This window comes from Brevibacterium moorei (assembly GCF_024580735.1).
Taxonomy (GTDB): domain Bacteria; phylum Actinomycetota; class Actinomycetes; order Actinomycetales; family Brevibacteriaceae; genus Brevibacterium; species Brevibacterium moorei.
The window spans coordinates 64746-85078 of sequence record NZ_JANIJX010000010.1 but is presented as its reverse complement, the minus strand read 5'-3'; the positions used below and the strand labels follow the sequence as shown (position 1 = coordinate 85078).

The window sequence follows — 20333 nt, the reverse complement described above, 5'->3', positions numbered from 1 at the left end:
ATCACCGCATGGGAATCACCACATGACTGTGTGATCCGGGGCTCTCTTCCACCGTTAACCTCGTCCCACCTGGCACGATATCGCCCGACCCGCATAAAATAGAACGGTCATTTTAGGAAAGAAGGCTTGGCACATGGCGACGTTCTCCCAGTGGATCGAAGGCGCTCGGCTGCGCACCCTACCGCTGGCGGTGGCCCCGGTGCTGGTGGGAACCGGCGCTGCGCTGGGTCAGATCGGCGGACTGCGCGAAATCGTCATCGGCGATGTCGGAAAATCGCAGATCCTCCAGGTTCCCGCCTGGCAGCTCATCATCACACCCCTGCTGGCCCTCCTCGTATCCCTGGCCCTGCAGATCGGGTCGAACTTCGCCAATGACTACTCCGATGGCGTCCGCGGCACCGACGACGAACGAGTGGGACCGCTGCGCCTGACCGGATCGGGGCTGGTCTCCCCGCCCCGGGTCAAACGCGCCGCGTTCTTAAGCTTCGGAGTGGCGGGTGTAGCGGGTGTCGCCATGACCCTGTTGACCCAATCGTGGTGGCTGATCCCCGTGGGCGTACTGGCCGTCCTGGCGGCCTGGTACTACACGGGTGGGAAGCACCCCTATGGCTACATCGCCTTGGGGGAACTGTTCGTCTTCATCTTCTTCGGCCTGGTCGCCGTACTGGGTACCACCTATGCGATGGTCCACCAGCTCTCCCCGACAGCGTGGGCCGGAGCGGTGGGCCAGGGCCTGTTCGCCTGTTCCGTGCTCATGGTCAACAATCTGCGCGACATCGATACGGATCCGTTGACGGGCAAGACCACGCTGGCCTCGCTGCTGGGGGATATCAGGGCGCGCATAGCCTACGCCGTCCTGGTCATCGCGCCCTTCATCCTGCTGTTGGTGCCGATCCTCACCGGCCACCCGGCCGCGCTCCTGGCGGTGCTGGCGGTCGTGCTGACCATTCCGCCGCTGCGGATCGTCCTGGGCAAGTCCACCGGGACCGCCCTGATCCCGCCGATCAAACAGACCGGGATCGCAGCCCTGCTCTGGGCGGCCCTCCTGGCCCTGGGCCTGGCACTCTAGCGGCCCCGAGCTCCACCGGGCGTTCAGTCCTCTTTGGTGCGGCGCTCTTCGAGCTGATCGACCTCGGCGTCTTCCGCCTGGGCGTCCGCCGACTTCTTCGCCGGTTGCGCCGCCTTGCGCTTGCGCCGATCCTCGACCCGGTCGACCATCGCATTCGTCGCCGAATCGCGCAGCCGGCCCAGCAGCAGATAGCTGAGCATGGTGGAGATGAGGATCGCCGCGATCCCGGTGATGAGCGACCACTTGAAGATGCCGATCATCACCGCCAGGACGAGGACGAACAGGCCGATCCGGGCCAGATTGTACAAGAGGAACTGACGCATGATCCACAATGTTAGTCCGTTAGACTGGGAGCGTGGCTAGAGGGTTAATTGCCGGTGTCGTCATTCTGGTGGCGATCACCCTGTACAGTCTGTTCGACTGCGCGATGCGAGATCGCACAGTCATCAGAATCATGCCTAAATGGGGCTGGTTCTTCATCATCCTCTTCATCCCGCTGATCGGGCTGCTCATGTGGTACATCTTCGGCCGGGGCACCGTGGCCGGGCCCGGCGGCTCCGCCGGAAAGCCCAGCCGCCGCGGCCCCATCGCACCGGATGATGATCCGGAATACCTGCGGCGGATCCAGGACGACCTCGAACAGCGCAGGCGCCGCGAGGCCCATGAGCGCGAGGAGCGTCCCGATGCGGACGCCGGAGACGTGACCAAACGCGACGACGAGGACCGCTGAATCGCAGGTCCCGAAATCATTGGGGCGTTTGTTCCAGATTGGGCCGTATGAACGGTCGAATCTGAGACAAACGCCCCAATGATTTTCAGGGGTGCGGATTTTCAGGGGCGCTCAGTCCTGTGGCACCCAGGGGGCGGGCTCGTGCCGCAGGAAGGCGCGCATCCCGGCCTGGGCCTCGGCCGCCATGAACAAACGCGCCGACAACACCGCCAGTTCCGGCGTCCGGCGGGCCACATTGTCCACGACCCTCCGGTTCGCCAGGCCCTTCGCCGCCTCCAGGCCCGATGGACCGGCCGCCTGCAGGTCTGCGGCGAAGGAGTCCAGCGCCTCGTCCACATCGGGGACGACCCGGGTGATCAGCCCGACCCGCTGGGCCTCTGCCGCATCGATGACATTGCCCCGCATCGACAGTTCGGCCAGGGCCCGCGGGGTCAGGCGCTCCTCGAGCACCGCGACGGTGACGGTGGGAGCCGCACCGATCCGGACCTCGGTCATGGCGAAACTCGCCTCGGGCCCGGCGAAGACCACATCGCAGGCCGCGACCAGTCCTGTGCCCCCGGCGCGCACGTGACCGTAGACCGCGCCCACCACCGGCTTGGGTCCGGCCAGCAGGAGAGAGAACAGGTCGCCCAGCTCCAGTCCACGGCGCACCTGTAGGTGTTCGGGAGTGGCGCCGAAACCCTTCTGTTCGCGCAGGTCCGCGCCCGCGCAGAAGGTGTTTCCGGTGTGGGTGAGGACGACGTAGCGGACGTCCTCGTCGTCGTAGGCCCGTTGGACGGCGGCCTTGACCTCGCCGATCATCGCCAGGCTGATCGCATTGCGGTCCGCGGTGGATGCCAGGGTGACGATGCCGGCCAGGCCGCGCCGCTCATAGGTCACCGGTCCGCTCATCTCGTCTTCGAGCGCGGCGTCCACACTCGGCTGGTCGGGGTTCGAACTCATGAGTACCACCTCTTCCACGTGCGTTCCGGCACCGGCGCCGGAAATCGACTCCCTTCGATTGTCACACGGCCAAGGCGCCCTGTGGGCTCGCCGAGCGACTGGTTCCCGCCGGTCACTCGGCGAAATGTTACAGCCCCGAGTAGGAGTGCAGACCGTTGAAGTAGGTGTTGACGATCGTGAAGTTGAAGACGATGCACAGGAAACCCACCAGGTTCAACACCGCAACCTTGTTCGCGCTCCAACCGCGGGTGGCCCGCGAGTGCAGATACGCCGCGTAGACGACCCAGACGACGAAGGTCCAGATCTCCTTGGAGTCCCAGCCCCAGTAGCGGCCCCAGGCGACCTCGGCCCAGATGGCTCCGGCGATCAGCGTGAACGTCCAGGTGATGAAGCCGACGGCCGCGATCCGGTAGCTGACCTGTTCGATCGACTTCGACGAGGGGATGCGGTCCTTGTCCAGCCAGCGCAGCCAGCCGGGTACGCCCTTGACGGAGGCGGATTCGCGCTGGGCCCGCTTCGCCTGCGAGCTCGCGACCGGAGCCGATTCCCCGCCCTCGGCCGCTGCCACCTTCTGGGCCCTGGCCTCGGCCTTCGCGGCCTTCTTCTTGGCCGACTCCACCGCTGCGTGACGGGTCTCCACGAAGGCCTTGAGCATCTGGAAGACGGCCAGGGCCGCGGAGATAGACAGCAGCGCCGTGGACAGGATCGCGATCGGCACGTGGATGTAGATCCAGTAGGACTGCAGGGCCGGGACCAGCTGGGCAGCCGGGGTGTAGAACACCGTGATGCACAGGCCCAGGCCCATCATGATGGCCCCGGAGACGAAGGTGCCCAGGTAGCGCACATCGCGCCATTTCATGACCACCAGGTAGACGATGCCGGCGATCGCCGTGGCGACCATGAGGTATTCCATCATATTGCCCCACGGCACCCGCATCACCGATAGGCAGCGGGTGACGATCGAGGCGATGTGCAGCAGCAGCCCGATGACGAACATGTTCGTGCCCAGGGCCGCGAGCTTGCGCCGCCCACCGGTTACCGCAGCATCGGATTCTCCGGCCGCGCCGGACTTCCCGGCCGCACCGCCGCCGGACTTCCCTGCACCCGTCGCCTGGTGTGAAACCGAGGCTTTCTCCGCGGTCTTCTCGGCCACGGCTGTGGCCCCGCTGCCGACCACGGATCGTTTCCGACCGGTCGTCCGGCTCTGCGCTCCAGCCGCATTCGCAGCCCTACCCGCAGCGCCGGCAGTGCCCGCACCCGCGGTCTTCTTCCCCTGTTCACGGGCGGCATCGGCCGCAGTGACGCGCTGCCGGCCGAACAGGTCGAACGCGTAGAACAGGAAGCTCAGCGCATAGACCGCCAGGGCCGAATACAAAAGCAGATTCGACCATGAGGCAAGGGTGATATTGACGTCCATCGGTATCCTCCGCCGGGGTCCCCGGCTAGTCTTCTCGGTCCTGCAAGTCTACGCTTAGGGCCCGCGCGGCCTGTTCGACCCGCGGATCGTCACCGCGGGCCAGGGCGGCGACCTCGACCGTGCCGTCCTTGACGCGCACCCACATGCGCCGTCTGGGCACGAACATCGATCCTGCCAGGCCCGCGAACAGCAGCACCGCGAACACCAGCATCAGGCCCTGCGTGGGGTCGTAGCGCACATCGAGGGAGACGAACTTGTCGATCCCGTCGAAGGTGATCGAACCCATGCCATCGGGCAGGTCCTCCGTCTGTCCCGGGCTCATCCGCAGGGTCATCGGCTGGCCCTCGGAGTTGCGCACCTGTTGCATCTTGTCGGTGTCGAGTTCGTAGACCGATTGCGGCACGCCCTCGCCCAGGCCCAGATCGCCCTTCCAGACGCTCAGGGCCAGCACGGGATTGCGCAGCTCGGCGAAGGTGGAGATGAGTTCTCCGTCGTCGTTGACTCCCGCGGTGGGCAGCAGCACCCCGCCGAAGCCCAGCTGATCGCTCGTGCTGCCGCTGGTCGTCACCCCGGAACCGGCTCCTCCGGTGTCGGGCACCTTGATGACCCCGCGCGAGGCGTAGTTGCCATCGGCGGGCAGGAACACCACGGGGCCGGCGAACACGACATCGCCCGCGTTATTGCGCACCGTGACCTTCGGCGCATAGCCGTTGCCGGTCAGGTAGGCGCGCGAGCCGTCCATCCGGATGGGCTCGTTGACCTGCAGTTCATGCCGGGATTCGACCCCGTCGCGGGTCTCCGTGACATCGGCGGCGAAGGTGCGCGGCTGGCCGAACTGCGGTCCGGAGCTGGTCGAGTCGAAGCTCGATTCGAAGTCGTTGAGTTTGAGCCGAAAGTCCGGCAACCGGTCGGGTGAGAAGAAGCGGCCAGGGGTGAACGAGTCATAGGACACCAGTGAGTTCGTGAAGGTCTCGCCCTGGACCAGGATCCGCTGGCCCGAATAGCCCAGGGTCGAACCGATCGCCATGGTCACGGTGACCGCCAGGATGCCCACGTGGAACAGCAGGTTGCCGGTCTCGCGCAGATAGCCGCGCTCGGCCGCGACGTGGTCGGCGTGCCGGTCGATCCGGTAGCCCGCCGACTTCAGCTTGGCCGCCGCCGCATCGAGCAGTTCATCGGCGCCGAGGTCCCCGCCTGCCCCCCGGGCGCCGGCACCGTCGGCGGCCGCCTCCTCGTCCGCACGGCCGACGGAGGCCAATGGGAAGGACTCATAACCGGGCATCCGGGTCAGCCGGCGCGGGGCCTTGGGCGGACGCGCCCGCATCGCCTTGAAGTGCTGGCTGGTGCGCGGGATGACACAGCCGATCAGCGAGATCATCAGCAGAATGTAGACGGCGGAGAACCAGAAGCTCGAATAGACGTCGAACAGCTGCAGTTTGTCGGCGATCTGCCCCCAGGCGCCATTGGCGTCGATGTAGTTCGTGACCCGCGCCGGATCCTGGATCCGCTGGGGCAACAGGGAGCCGGGAATGGCGGCCAGGGCCAGGATGAGCAGCAGGATCAGCGCGGAGCGCATCGTGGTCAGCTGCCGCCAACCCCAGCGCAGCATGCCGATGAAGCCGATATCGGGCGCTGCCTTCTTGCCGGGGCCACCGGGCCCGCCGGCACGCGCGCCGGGTTCCGCGCCCGGCTGGGAGCCCGTCCCGGCCTCGGCCAGTTCGTCCTTGCGATCGGCTGGTCCGCCACTCATCAAATCACCGTCTCAAATCCGCCAACGCTCAGCTGCAGCCGAGCCATCCAGGCGTTCCACAATCCACTGACCAATACGATCCCCAAGAGGATCAACATGACGCCGCCGGCCACCACGATCGCCCGCTGGTGGCGGCGCAACCAGGCCAGCCGGCCCAACCCCTTGCTCAGCAGGAAGGCCACCACCAGGAACGGGATGCCCAGGCCCAGGCAGTAGCAGAACGTCAGCAGGGCCCCGCGCCAGGGCGAGCCCGTTCCACCGAAGCTGGTGGACAGGGTGAGCACGGCGGCCAGGGTCGGGCCGATGCACGGGGCCCAGCCCAGGGCGAAGGTCGCGCCCAGCAGCGGTGCGCCCCACAGTCCGGCGGCCGGGCGCACCCCCAGATGGCGGTCGCGCTGCAACCAGGTGAAGCCGCCCATGAACACCACCCCGGCCAGGATCACCACGATCCCCATGATCCGGGTGATGATGTCGAGGTACTGCGTGAGCAGGGCGCCCACCGCGGAGAACAACGTCCCGAAGGCCACGAAGACCGCGGCGAAGCCCAGCACGAACAGGCCCACGCCCGCCAAGACGGTGCGGGTCCGCTGCTCTTTGAGCGTCGTGCCGGTCAGGCCCGTGACATAGCCGACGTAGCCGGGCACCAGGGGCAGCACACACGGTGAGATGAAGGACACAAGGCCCGCCAGTACGGATACCCCGATGGCCAGCAGGAGCGGGCCGGACATGACCGTCTCGGCGAACTGATGGCCCACGCCTCAGCCCTTCAGCACGTCTTCGATGACACCGCGCAGGGTGGAGGACTCGGAGGCGCCCACGATGCGGGCGGCGGCCCGGCCCTGGGCGTCGAGCACCACGGTCGAGGGCGTGGCCTGCGGGGGCAGGATGCTCGAGAGCAGGGACACCATCGCGCCGTCCGTGTCGATCATATTGGTGTACGGCACCTTGAAGGTGTCGATGAAGGACTTGGCCGCCGGCGCCTGATCGCGCACGTTCACGCCCAGGAACACGACGTCCTTCTTGAACTTCTGGGACACCTCGACCAGGTCGGGCGCCTCCTTGCGGCACGGTGGGCAGGCGGCGTACCACAGGTTGATCACGACGGCCTTGGGCCGGTACTCGGCCAGCGAGTGCTTCTTGCCCGCCAGGTCCGTGAATTCCAGGTCCAGGGGCTTGCCGCGGTCGCCCTCGCCCAACTGGGTGACGACGCCGTCGCCGGAGATGTAGCCCTGATTGGAGCCGGCCTGCTGGGCCAGTTCGTCATTGCTCGATTTGCAGGCCGAAAGCGTCACCAGCGCCGCGCCCAGCGTGATACTCAGGGCCGCGCGGCGGGTGACCGGTCGCTGCGTGTATTTCATGCCCCGGCCACGTTCTTCGCCGGCTGCAGATCCGCGCTCACATCGTCATAGTGCACGCCCGCCAGTTTCCCACCCTCGTATGTGAAGGTCGTGACAGAGGCCAGCGCGCATTCGCGGCGCCGCGGGTCGTGGACCAACGGGCGGCCCTGTGCTGCCAGGCGGGTCACCCAGATGGGCAGCTGGTGGCTCACGATGACCCCGTCGACGGTGTCCAGCGACTCATCGCGGGCGATCGCCTCGAGTTCGCGGCGCAGGGTGGCCATGGCCGCGCGCATCCGCACCACCTGGGCGGTGTAGGGCTCGCCCCAGGATGGGCGCAGCGGGTTGTAGACCAGCGGCAGGTTCTTCAGCTGCAGGAAGTTCGCGGCCCCCGCATGCTGGCCCTCAAAGCGGTTGGCCGCCTCGATCACACGCGGGTCCTCCCGCGGTTCCATCCCCAGGGCCGAGGCCAGGGGCGCGATGGTCTCGGCCGTGCGCAGCAGCGGCGAGCGGACCAGGGCACGGACCGTGAAGTCCCCGCCGGTGAAGTGCTCGCCGACCCGCTGGGCCATCCGGTGGCCCAGCTCGGACAGGCCGTAGCCGGGCAGGCGGCCGTAGAGGATGCCATCGGGATTGTGGACCTCGCCGTGGCGGGTCAGGTGGATGCGGACGGTGCTCATGCCAGACCTCCTCGATCAGCAGTGGCCGCGGCCGCGGAATCCTGTGCAGCAGCTGCGGCCCGGGCCGCCTTCGGCAGGGCCGCGACCACCCGGTCGAGCACCTCGGGGGTGTGGGCCAGGGACAGGAACCACACCTCGAAGGCGCTCGGCGGCAGGTGCACGCCCGACTCCAGCATCGAGGTGAAGAAGGCGGAGTAGGCGGCACTGTCCTGGCCGCGCGCATCGTCGTAGTCGCGCACCCGGCCGTCCGTGCCCGGCGTAAAGAAGACGGAGAACATGGAACCGGCCGACTGGATCGTGTGCGCCACGCCTGCGGCCGACAGCGCCGTGGAGATCTCCGGGCGCAGCCGGTCTGCGGCCGCTTCCAGATGGGTGTAGACGTCCGTTTCCCTCGTCAGGCGCAGGGTCGCGATACCGGCGGCGGTGGCCACCGGATTGCCCGACAGCGTGCCGGCCTGGTAGACGGGACCCGCGGGTGCCAGGTGGCCCATCACATCGGCGCGTCCCCCGAAGGCGGCGGCGGGGAAGCCCCCGCCCATCACCTTGCCGAAGGTGAACAGATCGGCGGGTCCGTCCGGGTAGCCGTCGCGGGCCGATTCGTAGCCGTACCAGCCGGTGTCAGAGACCCGGAAGCCGGTCATCACCTCGTCGGAGATCATCAGGGCGCCGGCTTCCTTGGTCAGCCGGCGGATCAGCTGGGTGAAGCCGTCCAGGGGCGGGACGATGCCCATATTGCCGGGGCAGGCCTCGGTGATGACAGCTGCGATCTGCGGGCCGTGTTCGGCGAAGACCGCGCGCAGGGCGTCCTGGTCGTTGTAGTCGACCACGATCGTGTCGCCGGATTCCGCGCCGGTCACGCCGGGGCTGTCCGGCAGAGCGAAGGTCGCGAGTCCCGAGCCCGCGGCGGCCAGCAGCGCGTCCACGTGGCCGTGATAGCAGCCGGCGAACTTCACGATCTTCGACCGGCCGGTAAAGCCGCGGGCCAGGCGGATGGCGCTCATCGTCGCCTCGGTGCCGGAATTGACCAGACGCACCTGCTCGACGGGCGCCACCCGGGCCACGATCTCTTCGGCCAGCACGACCTCGTTCTCACCGGGAGTGCCGAAGGAGAAGCCGCGGGCTGCTGCCCGCTGCACCGCGTCGAGCACCTGTGGATGGGCGTGGCCCAGGATCATCGGGCCCCAGGAGCCGATCATGTCAACGTACTCGTTGCCATCGACATCGGTCAGGATGGCGCCCTTGGCGCTGTGGATGAAGCGCGGGGTGCCGCCGACGGCCTGGAAGGCGCGCACCGGCGAGTTGACTCCGCCCGGGGTGACCCGTTGGGCGCGGGCGAAGAGGTCCTGCGATCGGGCGGTGGTGCTCATCCGTTTCCCTCCTGCTGGTGCAGATGTGCGTTGACCTTGGCGAACGCCGAGGCCAGGGTCGTCAGTTCGTCATGGTCCAGTAGGTCGATCAGATTGTCCCGCACGCTTTCCACATGGCGCGGTGCGGCGGCAACCAGCTGCCGATACCCCTCCTGGGTCATCACGCAGATGATGCCGCGGCCGTCCTCGGAGGCCGAACAGCGTTCCAGCAGTCCGCGCTTCTCCATCCGCGACACCAAATGGGTCAGCCGTGAGCGGGAGATTCCGCTGAGGTCGGCCAGGGCGGCCATCCGGATCTTCCAGTCGGACTGTTCGGACAGCCGGACCAGCAGTCCGTACTCGCTCAGCGAGAGCCCGCAGTCGGTGCGCAGATCGCGGTCGAGCTGCGCGTCGAGCAGACCGTAGGCGTTCCAGAGTTCGCGCCAGGCCAGCTGTTCGCAGTCGTCGAGCCAGCGTGGCTGGGACCCGGTTGCGGACTCGGCCGCAGCGGAGGACCCGGTCCGCTCAGTCATCGCCATCACGGAGTCTGCGAGCGAATTCGGTCGCATAGTAGGTCAGGACGGCGTCGGCGCCTGCGCGCTTGAAGGCCATGAGCGATTCCCAGACCGCCTTGTCGCGATCGATCGCACCGGCCCGGGCCGCGAATTCGATCATCGCGTACTCGCCGGAGATCTGATAGCTCCAGACCGGCACGGGGCTGGCCGCAGCGACCTCGGAGAGCACGTCCAGGTAGGGCAGACCCGGCTTGACCATGACGATGTCGGCGCCCTCGGCCAGGTCCAGGTCCAGCTCCAGCAGGGCCTCGCGGCCATTGGCCGGGTCCTGCTGATAGGTCTTGCGGTCACCGGTGAGCTGGGAGTCCACGGCCTCGCGGAAGGGACCGTAGAAGGCCGAGGCGTACTTGGCGGTGTAGCCCATCACGATCGTCTCCGACAGGCCGGCCTCGTCCAGGGCCACGCGCACGGCACCAACCTGGCCGTCCATCATGCCCGACAGGCCCAGCACGGTCGCGCCGGCCCTCGCCTGGGCGATCGCCATCGCCGCATAGCGGTCCAGCGTCGCGTCGTTGTCCACGCCGCCGTCGGCGGCCAGCACGCCACAGTGGCCGTGATCGGTGAACTCATCGAGGCACAGGTCGGCCATCACCACGGTGCGGTCGCCCACCGCCTCGCTAACCGCGCGCAGACCGCGGTTCAGGATGCCCTCGGGATCATCGGCCTGGCTACCGGTGGCGTCGCGGTGGGTCGGGATGCCGAAGAGCATCACGCCGCCCACGCCCGCATCGGCGGCCTCCCGCGCCGCCTCGACCAGGGATTCCAGCGTGTGCTGGAAGACCCCTGGCATGGATTCGAGTTCGCGCGGGGCGCTGAGGTCCTCGCGGACGAACAGCACCTCGATCAGATCGGACGGGTGCAGACGATTCTCCCTGACCAGCCGGCGCACCGCCGCTGACTGCCGCAGACGGCGCGGACGGACCGAGCCGGGTGCCAATTCGAATTCGCTCATTTCACACTTCTCTTCTTGTTCCGACGCCGGGTCTGCGAGGGCCGCACCGGCACCTGTCCCGCCGTCACCTGTTCATCGCGCTGAGTTCGGGCGAACTCGGCCAGATCTGCCACCAACCGGTCCAGGTTCGCCTCGCCGGCGATGACATCGACCCGCAGGCCCTGATCCATCGCGGTCTGTGCGGTGGCCTGCCCGATGCAGGCGACCACCGTGGTGGCCGGGGGCTTGCCGGCGATGCCCAACAGATTGCGCACCGTCGAGGACGAGGTGAACAGCACCGCGTCGAAGTCCCCGCGCTTGATCGCCTCGCGCACCGGGGCGGCGGGGGGCGCTGCGCGCACTGTCCGGTAGGCGGTGACGTCGTCGACGTCCCAGCCCAGCTCCGTCAGGCCCGCGACCAGCACCTCGGTCGCGATGTCGGCACGCGGCAGCAACACCCGGTTGAAGGCGTGGTCGTCTTTGTCGAACTCGGGCCAGTCGGCCACCAGGCCGCGGGCCGAGTGCTCGCCGCTGGGCACCAGGTCCGCCTCGATCCCCCAGGTCGCCAAGGCCTCGGCGGTGGGTCCGCCCACCGCTGCGACCCGCACGCCGGCCAGGGCTCGGGTGTCCAGGCCCAGGTCGTCGAGCCACATCTTCACGGCGCGCACCGCGTTGACGCTGGTGAAGCCGATCCACTGGTAGTCCCCGTCGACCAGTGCGTGCATTGCCCGCTCCATGTGCTTGGGGCTGCGCGGCGGAGCGATCGCAATGGTCGGCACGATGGTGCCCTCCGCGCCGTACTCGCCCAGCAGGTCCGCGGTCGAGGAACCCTGTTCCTTGGTCCGCGGGATCAGTACCTGCCAGCCGAACAGCGGGCGGGTCTCGAACCACGCCAGGTCACGGCGGACGCCCGCACCCTGGCCCAGTACGGCCTGCAGCAGACCACAGGTCGGCGCAGCGGGTGCCGGGTCCGCGGTGGTGTCCGCCGGGGCGGACAGGTGCGCGATCGCCGTGGTCAGCGTGAACTCATTGGTCGACTGGTGGATGGTCGACAGGCCCGAGGTCAACAGCACGGGCAGTTCCGGGTCCCAGCCGTCGGCGGCCAGGGACTTCAGCCCGGCCAGCAGGTCGACGGCGGATCCGGTGAGCACATTGGCGGTGTTGCGGTGCTTCGAGGCGTCCGAGTGGGTCATCTCGCCCGCCTCGATCAGGCGCAGGGAGCGGACCCGGTTGCCGGTGATCTCCGTGCCGGTGAAAGCGCCCAGCGAGGCGACCACGCCCACGCCCGGCACGATCTCCAACGGGACCTTGTTGCGGTTGACGGCCGAGGCCTCGTCAGCGGTGGAGGCGAAGAGCACCCCGTCGTCAGACACGATGCGCACCACCAGGCCGTGGTCCAGCGCCAGTTCTGCCAGACGGCGCCCGCGCGTGCTGGCCGCCTGTCCCAGGGTCGCGGCGTCGATGCGTTCGACCCCGGCCGCGACGAAGGCGGACAGGATGTCGTCGTGGGCCGGTGCGTCGTAGACCACGGCGGAGGCAGCACCCAGCAGTTCGGCGCCGCGGATCGTCAGCAGCTGCGGATCTCCGGGGCCCGCGCCCAGGAAGTACACGGCGGGCAGCTTGGCGTTCAGATGCGCCTTGTGCGCGCTGGGCTTGTGACCCAGGCTCTGCTGGGACAGGGACTGTTCTAGATTCATGAGCGTCCTCCGACCATGCCAGGCAGGTTCTCCGTCGGGGCGTTGGATCCGGCAAGGGTATCCGGGACCTCGCCCAGGATGTGCAAAAGTTCGTCCGCGGAATCGTAGCCGATCCGCAGGGCCGCATGGAGCGCCGCGGAACTCGACAGTTCAGGGGCGCCGTCCGCGCCGGCGGGCAGGGCCGTCAGGTGCGAGACCCGCTGCAGGTGCCCGTCGACCCCGGCCATCACCGAGGCCAGCCGCAGGGTCGAGCCCTCGATGGTCGCCAGCGCCCCGATCGGGGCGGAGCAGCCCGCCTCCGAGCGGCTGAGCACCGCGCGTTCGGCGGCCACCCGCAGGGCCGTTGACGGATCGTTGATGGTGTTCAGAGCGGCGCGGATCTCCGCGTCCGTGTCGCTTAGGTCCGCGTCCTCGGAGCGGCATTCGATCGCCAGCGCGCCCTGCCCGGCCGCCGGCAGCATCACGGAGGTGTCCAGAGTGTCGGTCACCTCGGCCAGGCGGCCCAGGCGGCGGACGCCGGCGGCGGCGATGACCACGCCGTCCAGCCGGCCCTCGGTCACGTGCTTGATGCGGGTGTCGACATTGCCGCGCACCCCGCGCACGTCCAGGTCGGGACGGGCCGCACGCAGCTGGGCGGCGCGCCGGGGCGAACCGGTGCCCACCACGGCGCCGGCCGGCAGTTCGTCCAGTGTCAGCCCGTCGCGCGTGATGAGCACGTCGGATGGATCCACGCGCGGGGGCACCGCGGCCAGGTCGATACCCGCGGCCGGAGCGGTTGGCAGGTCCTTGAGCGAGTGGACGACCATGTCGACCTTGCCCGTGAGCAGGGCACGGCGGACCGCGGAGACGAACACGCCCGAGCCGCCCAGTTTGGCCAGCGGGGTCATATTGACGTCGCCCTCGGTGACGACCTCGACGATCTCGATCCGCCAGCCGGTCAGGGCGGCCAGCTGCTGGGCCACGGCCGTGGACTGGGAGCGCGCCAGGCGGGACCGGCGGGTGCCCAGGCGCATGGTCCGGCCGGTGAAGAATTCGGGTTCGACCACATCGAGGGTGTGATCTGCCACCGGGCGCAGGCCGTCGGCCGGCACATAGTGGTTGGCGCTGGCGGTGCGCTTGGGCATGCCCTCCGCGGAGAAGTCCACCCGGTTCCGGTCGAGTTCGCCCTGCTTGTCCGCCGGGGTCTTCGAGAGGTCGAACAGGTTCGTCAGGGCTGCCGCGTAATCGACGGATTCGTCCTCGGCGGACAACTCCTTGACCCGCACGGTGGGCGTGTGGATGATCTTCTCGGCGATCCGCTGGAGTGTCCGGCGGATCTCGGCCAGCTGGGACTGCGGCACATCGCCACCGAGCTTGCGCGCGAGCCTGTCGTATTCGCCGTCGACGATCTCCTGGGCCTGCTCGCGCAGGGCGGAGACCGTGGGGCTGACCTTCTTCGCCACCCGGTGGACGGCTTCCTCGTCCAGCGCGGCCTGGATGATCTCCTTGACCTCGCCGATCACGGCGACCACCGACGATGTCTCCTGGGAGGAGGTGTCCGCGAACTGGCGGGACAACTCACTCAGTCCCATCACGCGCACATGAGGCAGTTCGGCGACGTCATGGGCGATGTCGTGCGGCAGGGCCAGGTCGATGAAGAACTTGTTCTTCGAACCCACCTCGTCACGCTGCAGGGCCTCAATCGCGGTGTCCTTGTCCACCACGGTGCCGCGCGCTCCGGTGACGGACACGATGAGGTCGGCGGCGGCAAGTTCGCGCACCAGGGCTTCGTCCGTCCACTGGACCGCGCGTCCGCCCAGCGGGGCGACCAGGCGTTCGGCCTTCTCCAGAGTCCGGCCCAACACGGTGATGGACTTGATGGAGTGCCGGTGCAGGGTCGTGACGGCCAGACCCGACATGGCGCCGGCACCGATCACCAGGGCGTTCGCCCTGGTCAGCGGCCCGATGTGGGCAACACCGGCGCCCAGGGCCGATTCCAGCAGGGATTGGGCCACGGAGTCCAGGGCGGTCTCCGAATGGGCCCGTTTGCCGACCTCCAGCGCCTTGTCCAGGATGTGGATCATATCGGGGGTCAGGGTCTTCGCCTGCCGGGAGGCGCGTGCCGAGTCGCGCAGCTGACCCAGGATCTGGGATTCTCCCAGGGCCATGGAGTCCAGTCCGGCGGCCAGTGTGAAGAGGTGCTCCTCCGCCTTCTCCCCGAAGTGCGCGTAGAGGTGCTGCGACAGCTCCTGCCAGTCCAACCCGGTCACCGCGACCAGGGCGGTGCCGATATCGGCCAGACCACCGTGGAAGGCCGTGACGTCGGCCAGGACCTCCAGTCGGTTACAGGTGGAGAGCACGTTGACACCGGCGACGTACTCACCGGCCAGTGCCCGCGTGCGCAGATCAGTGACTTCCCCACCACCGAGCGCGAACGCCTCCAGGACCGACATCGGCGCGGTCCGATGGTTCACGCCTATTACGAGGAGAGTCAATGTGTGCCCCCTTCAAGAGACGAACACCCACGGGCCCCGGTGGGGACTTCGCGTGAGTGTTCAAGGAATTTCACGCGGACTCCGCACGGTCGAGCGCGCGGGCAAGACGGTCCGGATCGACACGGTGGAAACTGTGCTGGCGTCCGTTGATCAGAACGACGGGAACATCCCAGTCGTATTTGGCCCGCAGGTCATCATCGGAGTCGATGTCGACTTCCGTGAGGTCCACATCGCGACAGGCGATTCCGGCCAGCACGACCCGGCGCGCGGCATCGCACAGATGGCAGTCGGCGCGGGTCAGAAAGGTCAGTGCGACACTCATGTTCGCGGATTCCTCATTGCTGATGAGCCCGGGCGGGCACAGGGTCCGTAGCGCAGGTACAGGCGCTCCCGGCGAATGCGGGAGCGCCTGTCGCGAACACGGACCGACTCTGGGACGGTTCTGCGGATCCCCTGCCGCCGATCGGGCGGGAGTATGGATCATCTCCCGAACCGGGGTCCGGGAGCCACCAAGAACGTCTTACTTCTTGTTGCGGCGCTGATGACGCGTCTTGCGAAGCAACTTGCGGTGCTTCTTCTTGGCCATACGCTTGCGGCGCTTCTTGATGACTGAACCCACAGTAAGTCCTTTGCTTAAGACACTAATGACGAAGAACGCCCGGATCGCGCGTCCCCTAGTGGAGCCGACGATAGAACGTAACACCCAATTCTATCGCCCAGTCCCCACGAAACCCAAACTTCACAGAAATTCCGGCTGTTCGTTACCTCACCCCACCCGCCGATCCGTCATAAACGTGCGGCTGAACCGGCGCACAGCGCACATCTGTGACGGCTCGGCGAACTCACGTGAATCAGTCGTAGTAGGCGTCCAGACCGTAGAACGGGAAGATGTTCTTGCGCGTGCTCATCACCGTGCGGTCCAGATCCGACTCCGGGTCGTAGCCGGTGGCCCAGGGCTGGAACTGCCCGTCGTGGCCGTCGGTCATGGCCAGTGGGGCGCGGTCCCTGCCCGTCATGTTCGCCACATAGTTGCGCCACCGTTCCGGGGTCGGGGTCAGCGGATCCAGATCCAACCCGGCCGCGATCGCCACCAGATTGGTCCACGCCCTCGGCACGACCTCGGCGATGGCGTATCCGCCGCCGCCGGTGGCCAGCCAGCGGCCCTCGCACAGGTCATCGGCCAGATCCCGGATCCACATGGCGGCAACCCGCATGGCGTCGACCGACAACCGCAGGTGAGTCAGCGGATCCACATCGTGGCCGTCGCAGCCGTGCTGGGACACGATGATCTGCGGATCGAACTCGCGCAGTACAGCGGGGACCACCGCATCGAAGGAGCGCAGCCAATCGGCGTCCGCGGTGCGCGGGGGCAGCGCGACGTTGACCGCACTGGCTGCCGCCTTGAGCCCGCCGATGTCATTGGCGAAGCCGGTACCGGGATAGAGGAACCGGCCGTTCTCGTGCAGCGAGACGGTCAGCACCCGCGGATCGTCCCAGAAGAAGTTCTCAGTGCCGTCGCCGTGGTGGGCGTCCAGGTCGATATAGGCGATGCGTTCGTATCCCGCGTCCAGGAACTGCTGGATCGAGGCCGCCACGTCGTTGTAGACACAGAATCCCCCCGCCTTGCCCGGCATCGCGTGGTGCATGCCCCCACAGAAGTTCACGGCGCGTTCGTACCCGCCGGAGGTGATCGCCCTGGCGGCCTCGATGCCGCCCTGGAAGATCCGCCCCGATGCCTCGTGGATCTGCCCGAAGGCCGGCACGTCCTCGGTCCCGATGCCGAATGCCTGCTGCACCTCGTCTGGGATGTCGGACCCGTGTTCGGACATCCGCCCGGCGTCGTTGACCGCGGCGATGAACTCGGGACTGTGCAGTCTGGACAGTTCGGCCTCGTCGACCTCGGGCACCGACCTGATGTGGATGCGCGCGCTGTCGAAGAGCCCGAAGTCCTGGGCCAACTTCGCCGTCAGGTCCAGGCGCAGGGGATGCATCGGGTGACCTGTGCCGAAGTTGTATTCGGTGAACACCTCGTCCCAGATGACCAGGACGTCGGTCTGGCGTTTGCTCATGGTTCATACTCTAACCGCCTGATGACGCGGATCACGCACAGGCCACGATCCGGACACTCGGCAGACGTCCGGGCCGGGAACCGGGCGCCCCGGGATCGTCGGCCGGGCCCGCCGCCCCGATGCCGACTACGATGTCCGTGTGAACGTCCAACCGCCGCCCGAACAGGGCCAGCACCGGCAGCCGGGGCCCCAGGGCCCACGTGCCCGAGGCGCCGGAGCGGCCGGCAGGCTCAGGGACCTCGTCGACCGGCTGGCCAGCGGTTCGCCGGCGCGCCTGGCGATCTTCTCCTTCCTGGCCGTCGTAGTCGTCTTCGCCGTGCTGCTGTGCCTGCCGATCTCCCATCAGGGGCCCGCACTGGACGCCGGCACCGGGGACGGCAGCGCTCTGGGCGACACCGCCGGACGGACCGCGGGTTGGGACCCGGACCTGGGCCACTATCTGGCCCGCAGCATCTTCGTGGCGGTCTCGGCCGTGTGCGTCACCGGCCTGTCCCCCGTGGTCACAGAGGACTACTGGTCGCCCTTCGGCCTGGGTGTCATCACCGCGGCCATCCAGGTGGGCGGCCTGGGCATCCTGACCCTGGCCAGCGTGCTGGGCATGGCGGTGTCCAAACGGCTGGGCCTGCGCCAGCGGCTGATCGCCGCGCAGGCGACGAACACCCTGCAGCTGGGCCAGGTCGGCACCCTGCTGCGCACCGTGGTCACCACGATCATCTCCGCCGAGGCCGTGGTCTTCCTGTTGTTGTTCCCCCGCTTCCTGATCCGCGGGGACTCCTTCGGGATGTCCGTGCTACATGCCCTGTTCTATTCGATCTCGTCGTTCAACAACGCGGGCTTCACCGTCCACCGCGGCGGAATGGAGTACTTCGCGGACGACCCCTGGATCCTCAGCGTCATCATGGCCTCCGTGTTCGTCGGCTCCTTGGGCTTCCCCGTTGTGCTCATCATGGCCGTCTGGTGGCGCCGCCCGCGGTCCTGGGACCTGCACACCAAGCTGACCCTGGCCACTTCCGGTCTGCTGGTGGTCTTCGGGGTGGCCTTCCTCTACCTGTTCGAGTACTCCAATTCGCAGACCCTGGGCCACAAGGGCGTGGGCCAGACGTTCATGGAGACCCTGTTCATGTCCGTGATGCCGCGCTCCGGGGGCTTCTCCACCTTCGACATCAACGCGATGAACCCTTCCTCGCATCTGATCCTCGACGTGCTCATGTTCATCGGCGGCGGATCCTCGTCGACCGCCGGCGGCATCAAGGTCACGACCCTGGCCGTGCTGCTGCTGGCCGCCTGGTCCGAGGCCAGGGGCCTGGGCGATGTCGTGGCCTTCCGGCGGCGGATCGACAGGGCTGCGATTCGCCTGGCGATCAGCGTGACCCTGGCCGGCTTCGTGATCGTCATCGGCGGGACACTGGCCCTGCTACAGGTCACCGGGCAGCAGTTGGACCAGGTGCTGTTCGAGGTGATCTCCGCCTTCGGCACCTGCGGCCTGTCGACCGGGGTGACCGCCGCCAGCCCGCCCGCCGGGCTCTACGTCCTTTCCGTGCTGATGCTGGTGGGACGGCTGGGTACGATAACCCTGGCGGCAGCGATGTCCGTCCGGGACACCCAGCGCATGTTCCGCTACCCAGAGGAAAGGCCCATCATTGGCTAACAGGTCCACCGACGCGCCGGAGCACGGCCGGGCCCGCGCGCCGTTCCCCTTCGGCGCCTTCAAGCGGGAGCCCAAGGCGACCGCGTCCTCGGTCCTGGTCGTCGGGCTGGGCCGGTTCGGTGCCGCGACGGCCGAACAGCTGATCCGGCTGGGCTACGAGGTGATGGCCGTCGAGCGCAATCCGAACCTGGTGCAGGACTGGTCGGGCCGGCTGACCCACGTGGTCGAGGCGGATTCGACGAATATCGACGCGCTGCGCCAGATCGGCGCGCAGGAGTTCTCATCCGCAGTGGTGGGCATCGGGACATCGATCGAGGCCAGCGTGCTGACCACGGCGAACCTGGTCGATCTGGGCGTGGACCAGGTGTGGGCCAAGGCGATTTCGGCCTCGCACGGAAAGATCCTGCGGCGCATCGGAGCCGAACACGTGCTGTTCCCCGAGTCCGAGGCCGGGGCCAGGGTCGCGCACCTGGTGTCGAGTCGGATGCTGGACTACATCGAGTTCGACGACGGGCACTTCGCGGTCGTCAAGATGCGCCCGCCCAAGGAGATCCAGGGCTTCACGCTGGCCGAATCGAAGATCCGCTCGACCTACGGCGTGACCGTGGTGGGCATCAAGAGCCCCGGGCGCGACTTCACCTATGCAGAGCCCGAATCGCGCGTGGGCAAGCAGGATGTGCTCATCGTCGCGGGCCACGTCGAACTGCTGGGGCGCTTCGCCGGCCGACCCTAGGCGCACTTCCCCGTGGGGCTGCGGCCCCCACGGTCCGGGGTTGTGGCCCGTCACTCCCCCGCGCCCGGGCCCCGCGTGGGACAATGGAACCATGATCGAAGTCTTGAGCCCTGCCGAATTGGAACGCGCCGAAGTCAGTGGAAAGTTCATCGGCGACACCCTGCGAACGCTGAGGGAACGCACCCGGGTGGGCACGAACCTCATGGAGATCGACGCCTGGACACACGAGCTGATCGACGCCGCCGGCGCGGAATCCTGCTATGTGGACTACGCCCCGTCCTTCGGCTCGGGCCCGTTCGGCCACTACATCTGCACCTCGGTCAACGATGCTGTGTTGCACGGGATGCCGCGGAAGTACAGGCTCAAGGACGGGGATCTGCTCAGCCTGGACCTGGCCTGCTCGCTGCACGGGATCGTCGCCGACGCCGCGATCAGCTTCGTGGTCGGCACGCCGAAATCGGATGAGGACCTGCGGATGATCGAGGCGACCGAGGCCGCACGCGCCGCCGGCATCGCCGAGGCCCGGGTGGGCAATAAGATCGGCGATATCTCGCACGCCATCGGCGAGGTCCTGCGCGGTTACGGCTATCCGGTCAACACCGACTTCGGTGGGCACGGCGTGGGCTCGACCATGCACCAGGACCCGCACATTCCCAATGACGGTCGACCCGGCCGCGGCTACAAACTGCGCGAGGGCCTGCTGCTGGCGATCGAGCCCTGGGTGATGGCCGGCACGGATCAGCTGGTGACCGATAAAAAGGACGGCTGGACACTGCGCTCGAAGACCGGCAGCCGCACGGCGCACAGCGAGCACACCGTGGCGATCACGGCCGACGGCCCCAAGATCCTCACTGCCTGAACGATCTGGGCCCAATCCCGGAGTGGCTCCACACTTGCTTGTGTGGCTCGATAAATCTGCTTCTATCGAGCCACCC

The 20333-nt window shown here is 67.9% G+C and carries 20 protein-coding genes; 5 read left to right on the top strand and 15 right to left on the bottom strand.

What is annotated here, in order from left to right:
* The first annotated feature begins 133 nt into the window (after window positions 1-133).
* Window positions 134-1069, top strand: a complete 936-nt coding sequence (locus NQ034_RS08485) for a 1,4-dihydroxy-2-naphthoate polyprenyltransferase (RefSeq protein ID WP_257048261.1) — start codon at window positions 134-136, stop codon at window positions 1067-1069.
* 23 nt (window positions 1070-1092) lie between these two features.
* Here NQ034_RS08485 and NQ034_RS08480 read toward each other — a convergent pair whose 3' ends face one another.
* Entirely contained in the window at window positions 1093-1392 is a 300-nt protein-coding gene (locus tag NQ034_RS08480) for a DUF4229 domain-containing protein (protein WP_257048259.1), read from the bottom strand.
* A gap of 32 nt (window positions 1393-1424) precedes the next feature.
* On the opposite strand from NQ034_RS08480, the gene NQ034_RS08475 reads away from it, so the two are divergent.
* A complete protein-coding gene (locus NQ034_RS08475) occupies window positions 1425-1799 on the top strand; it encodes a PLD nuclease N-terminal domain-containing protein (RefSeq protein WP_257048258.1) in 375 nt (124 codons plus the stop codon).
* Window positions 1800-1910: 111 nt separating this feature from the next.
* Here NQ034_RS08475 and NQ034_RS08470 read toward each other — a convergent pair whose 3' ends face one another.
* The 14 genes from NQ034_RS08470 to NQ034_RS08405 all read right to left on the bottom strand — a co-directional run bounded on the left by NQ034_RS08470 (window position 1911) and on the right by NQ034_RS08405 (window position 17017).
* Window positions 1911-2741 (bottom strand): enoyl-CoA hydratase-related protein, encoded by an 831-nt coding sequence (locus tag NQ034_RS08470; protein ID WP_257048257.1) that lies wholly within the window; start codon window positions 2739-2741, stop codon window positions 1911-1913.
* 127 nt (window positions 2742-2868) lie between these two features.
* Entirely contained in the window at window positions 2869-4158 is a 1290-nt protein-coding gene (gene ccsB / locus NQ034_RS08465) for a c-type cytochrome biogenesis protein CcsB (RefSeq protein WP_257048255.1), read from the bottom strand.
* Window positions 4159-4183: 25 nt separating this feature from the next.
* Entirely contained in the window at window positions 4184-5908 is a 1725-nt protein-coding gene (gene resB / locus NQ034_RS08460) for a cytochrome c biogenesis protein ResB (RefSeq protein ID WP_257048253.1), read from the bottom strand.
* Complete coding sequence (locus NQ034_RS08455) at window positions 5908-6636, bottom strand: cytochrome c biogenesis CcdA family protein (RefSeq protein WP_257048309.1); 729 nt, start codon at window positions 6634-6636, stop codon at window positions 5908-5910. Before NQ034_RS08455 ends, resB begins: the two co-directional genes overlap by 1 nt.
* Before the next feature lie 30 nt (window positions 6637-6666).
* On the bottom strand, window positions 6667-7266 hold the full coding sequence (locus tag NQ034_RS08450) for a TlpA family protein disulfide reductase (RefSeq protein ID WP_257048252.1): 600 nt from the start codon (window positions 7264-7266) through the stop codon (window positions 6667-6669).
* Window positions 7263-7925, bottom strand: a complete 663-nt coding sequence (locus tag NQ034_RS08445) for a histidine phosphatase family protein (protein WP_257048251.1) — start codon at window positions 7923-7925, stop codon at window positions 7263-7265. The genes NQ034_RS08450 and NQ034_RS08445 overlap by 4 nt, the downstream gene beginning before the upstream one ends.
* Window positions 7922-9292, bottom strand: coding sequence for a glutamate-1-semialdehyde 2,1-aminomutase (gene hemL, locus NQ034_RS08440; RefSeq protein WP_257048250.1), 1371 nt, complete (start codon window positions 9290-9292; stop codon window positions 7922-7924). Before hemL ends, NQ034_RS08445 begins: the two co-directional genes overlap by 4 nt.
* A complete protein-coding gene (locus NQ034_RS08435; RefSeq protein WP_257048248.1) occupies window positions 9289-9804 on the bottom strand; it encodes a MarR family winged helix-turn-helix transcriptional regulator in 516 nt (171 codons plus the stop codon). The genes hemL and NQ034_RS08435 overlap by 4 nt, the downstream gene beginning before the upstream one ends.
* Entirely contained in the window at window positions 9797-10798 is a 1002-nt protein-coding gene (gene hemB / locus NQ034_RS08430) for a porphobilinogen synthase (RefSeq protein ID WP_257048246.1), read from the bottom strand. The genes NQ034_RS08435 and hemB overlap by 8 nt, the downstream gene beginning before the upstream one ends.
* On the bottom strand, window positions 10795-12474 hold the full coding sequence (locus NQ034_RS08425) for a bifunctional uroporphyrinogen-III C-methyltransferase/uroporphyrinogen-III synthase (RefSeq protein WP_257048245.1): 1680 nt from the start codon (window positions 12472-12474) through the stop codon (window positions 10795-10797). The genes hemB and NQ034_RS08425 overlap by 4 nt, the downstream gene beginning before the upstream one ends.
* Complete coding sequence (gene hemC / locus NQ034_RS08420) at window positions 12471-14927, bottom strand: hydroxymethylbilane synthase (protein ID WP_257048244.1); 2457 nt, start codon at window positions 14925-14927, stop codon at window positions 12471-12473. The genes NQ034_RS08425 and hemC overlap by 4 nt, the downstream gene beginning before the upstream one ends.
* A gap of 91 nt (window positions 14928-15018) precedes the next feature.
* Window positions 15019-15270: a glutaredoxin family protein gene (locus tag NQ034_RS08415; protein WP_257048243.1), complete on the bottom strand. Its 252-nt coding sequence runs from the start codon at window positions 15268-15270 to the stop codon at window positions 15019-15021.
* 198 nt (window positions 15271-15468) lie between these two features.
* On the bottom strand, window positions 15469-15567 hold the full coding sequence (locus tag NQ034_RS08410; RefSeq protein WP_003792170.1) for a 30S ribosomal protein bS22: 99 nt from the start codon (window positions 15565-15567) through the stop codon (window positions 15469-15471).
* A gap of 232 nt (window positions 15568-15799) precedes the next feature.
* Window positions 15800-17017 (bottom strand): acetoin utilization protein AcuC, encoded by a 1218-nt coding sequence (locus NQ034_RS08405; protein ID WP_257048240.1) that lies wholly within the window; start codon window positions 17015-17017, stop codon window positions 15800-15802.
* 139 nt (window positions 17018-17156) lie between these two features.
* Here NQ034_RS08405 and NQ034_RS08400 point away from each other — a divergent pair, with 139 nt between their 5' ends.
* From NQ034_RS08400 to map, 3 genes are all read left to right on the top strand, one after another.
* On the top strand, window positions 17157-18665 hold the full coding sequence (locus NQ034_RS08400) for a TrkH family potassium uptake protein (RefSeq protein ID WP_257048238.1): 1509 nt from the start codon (window positions 17157-17159) through the stop codon (window positions 18663-18665).
* A gap of 94 nt (window positions 18666-18759) precedes the next feature.
* Complete coding sequence (locus NQ034_RS08395) at window positions 18760-19398, top strand: potassium channel family protein (RefSeq protein ID WP_257048307.1); 639 nt, start codon at window positions 18760-18762, stop codon at window positions 19396-19398.
* Window positions 19399-19489: 91 nt separating this feature from the next.
* A complete protein-coding gene (map, locus tag NQ034_RS08390; protein WP_257048237.1) occupies window positions 19490-20257 on the top strand; it encodes a type I methionyl aminopeptidase in 768 nt (255 codons plus the stop codon).
* Window positions 20258-20333 lie beyond the last annotated feature (76 nt).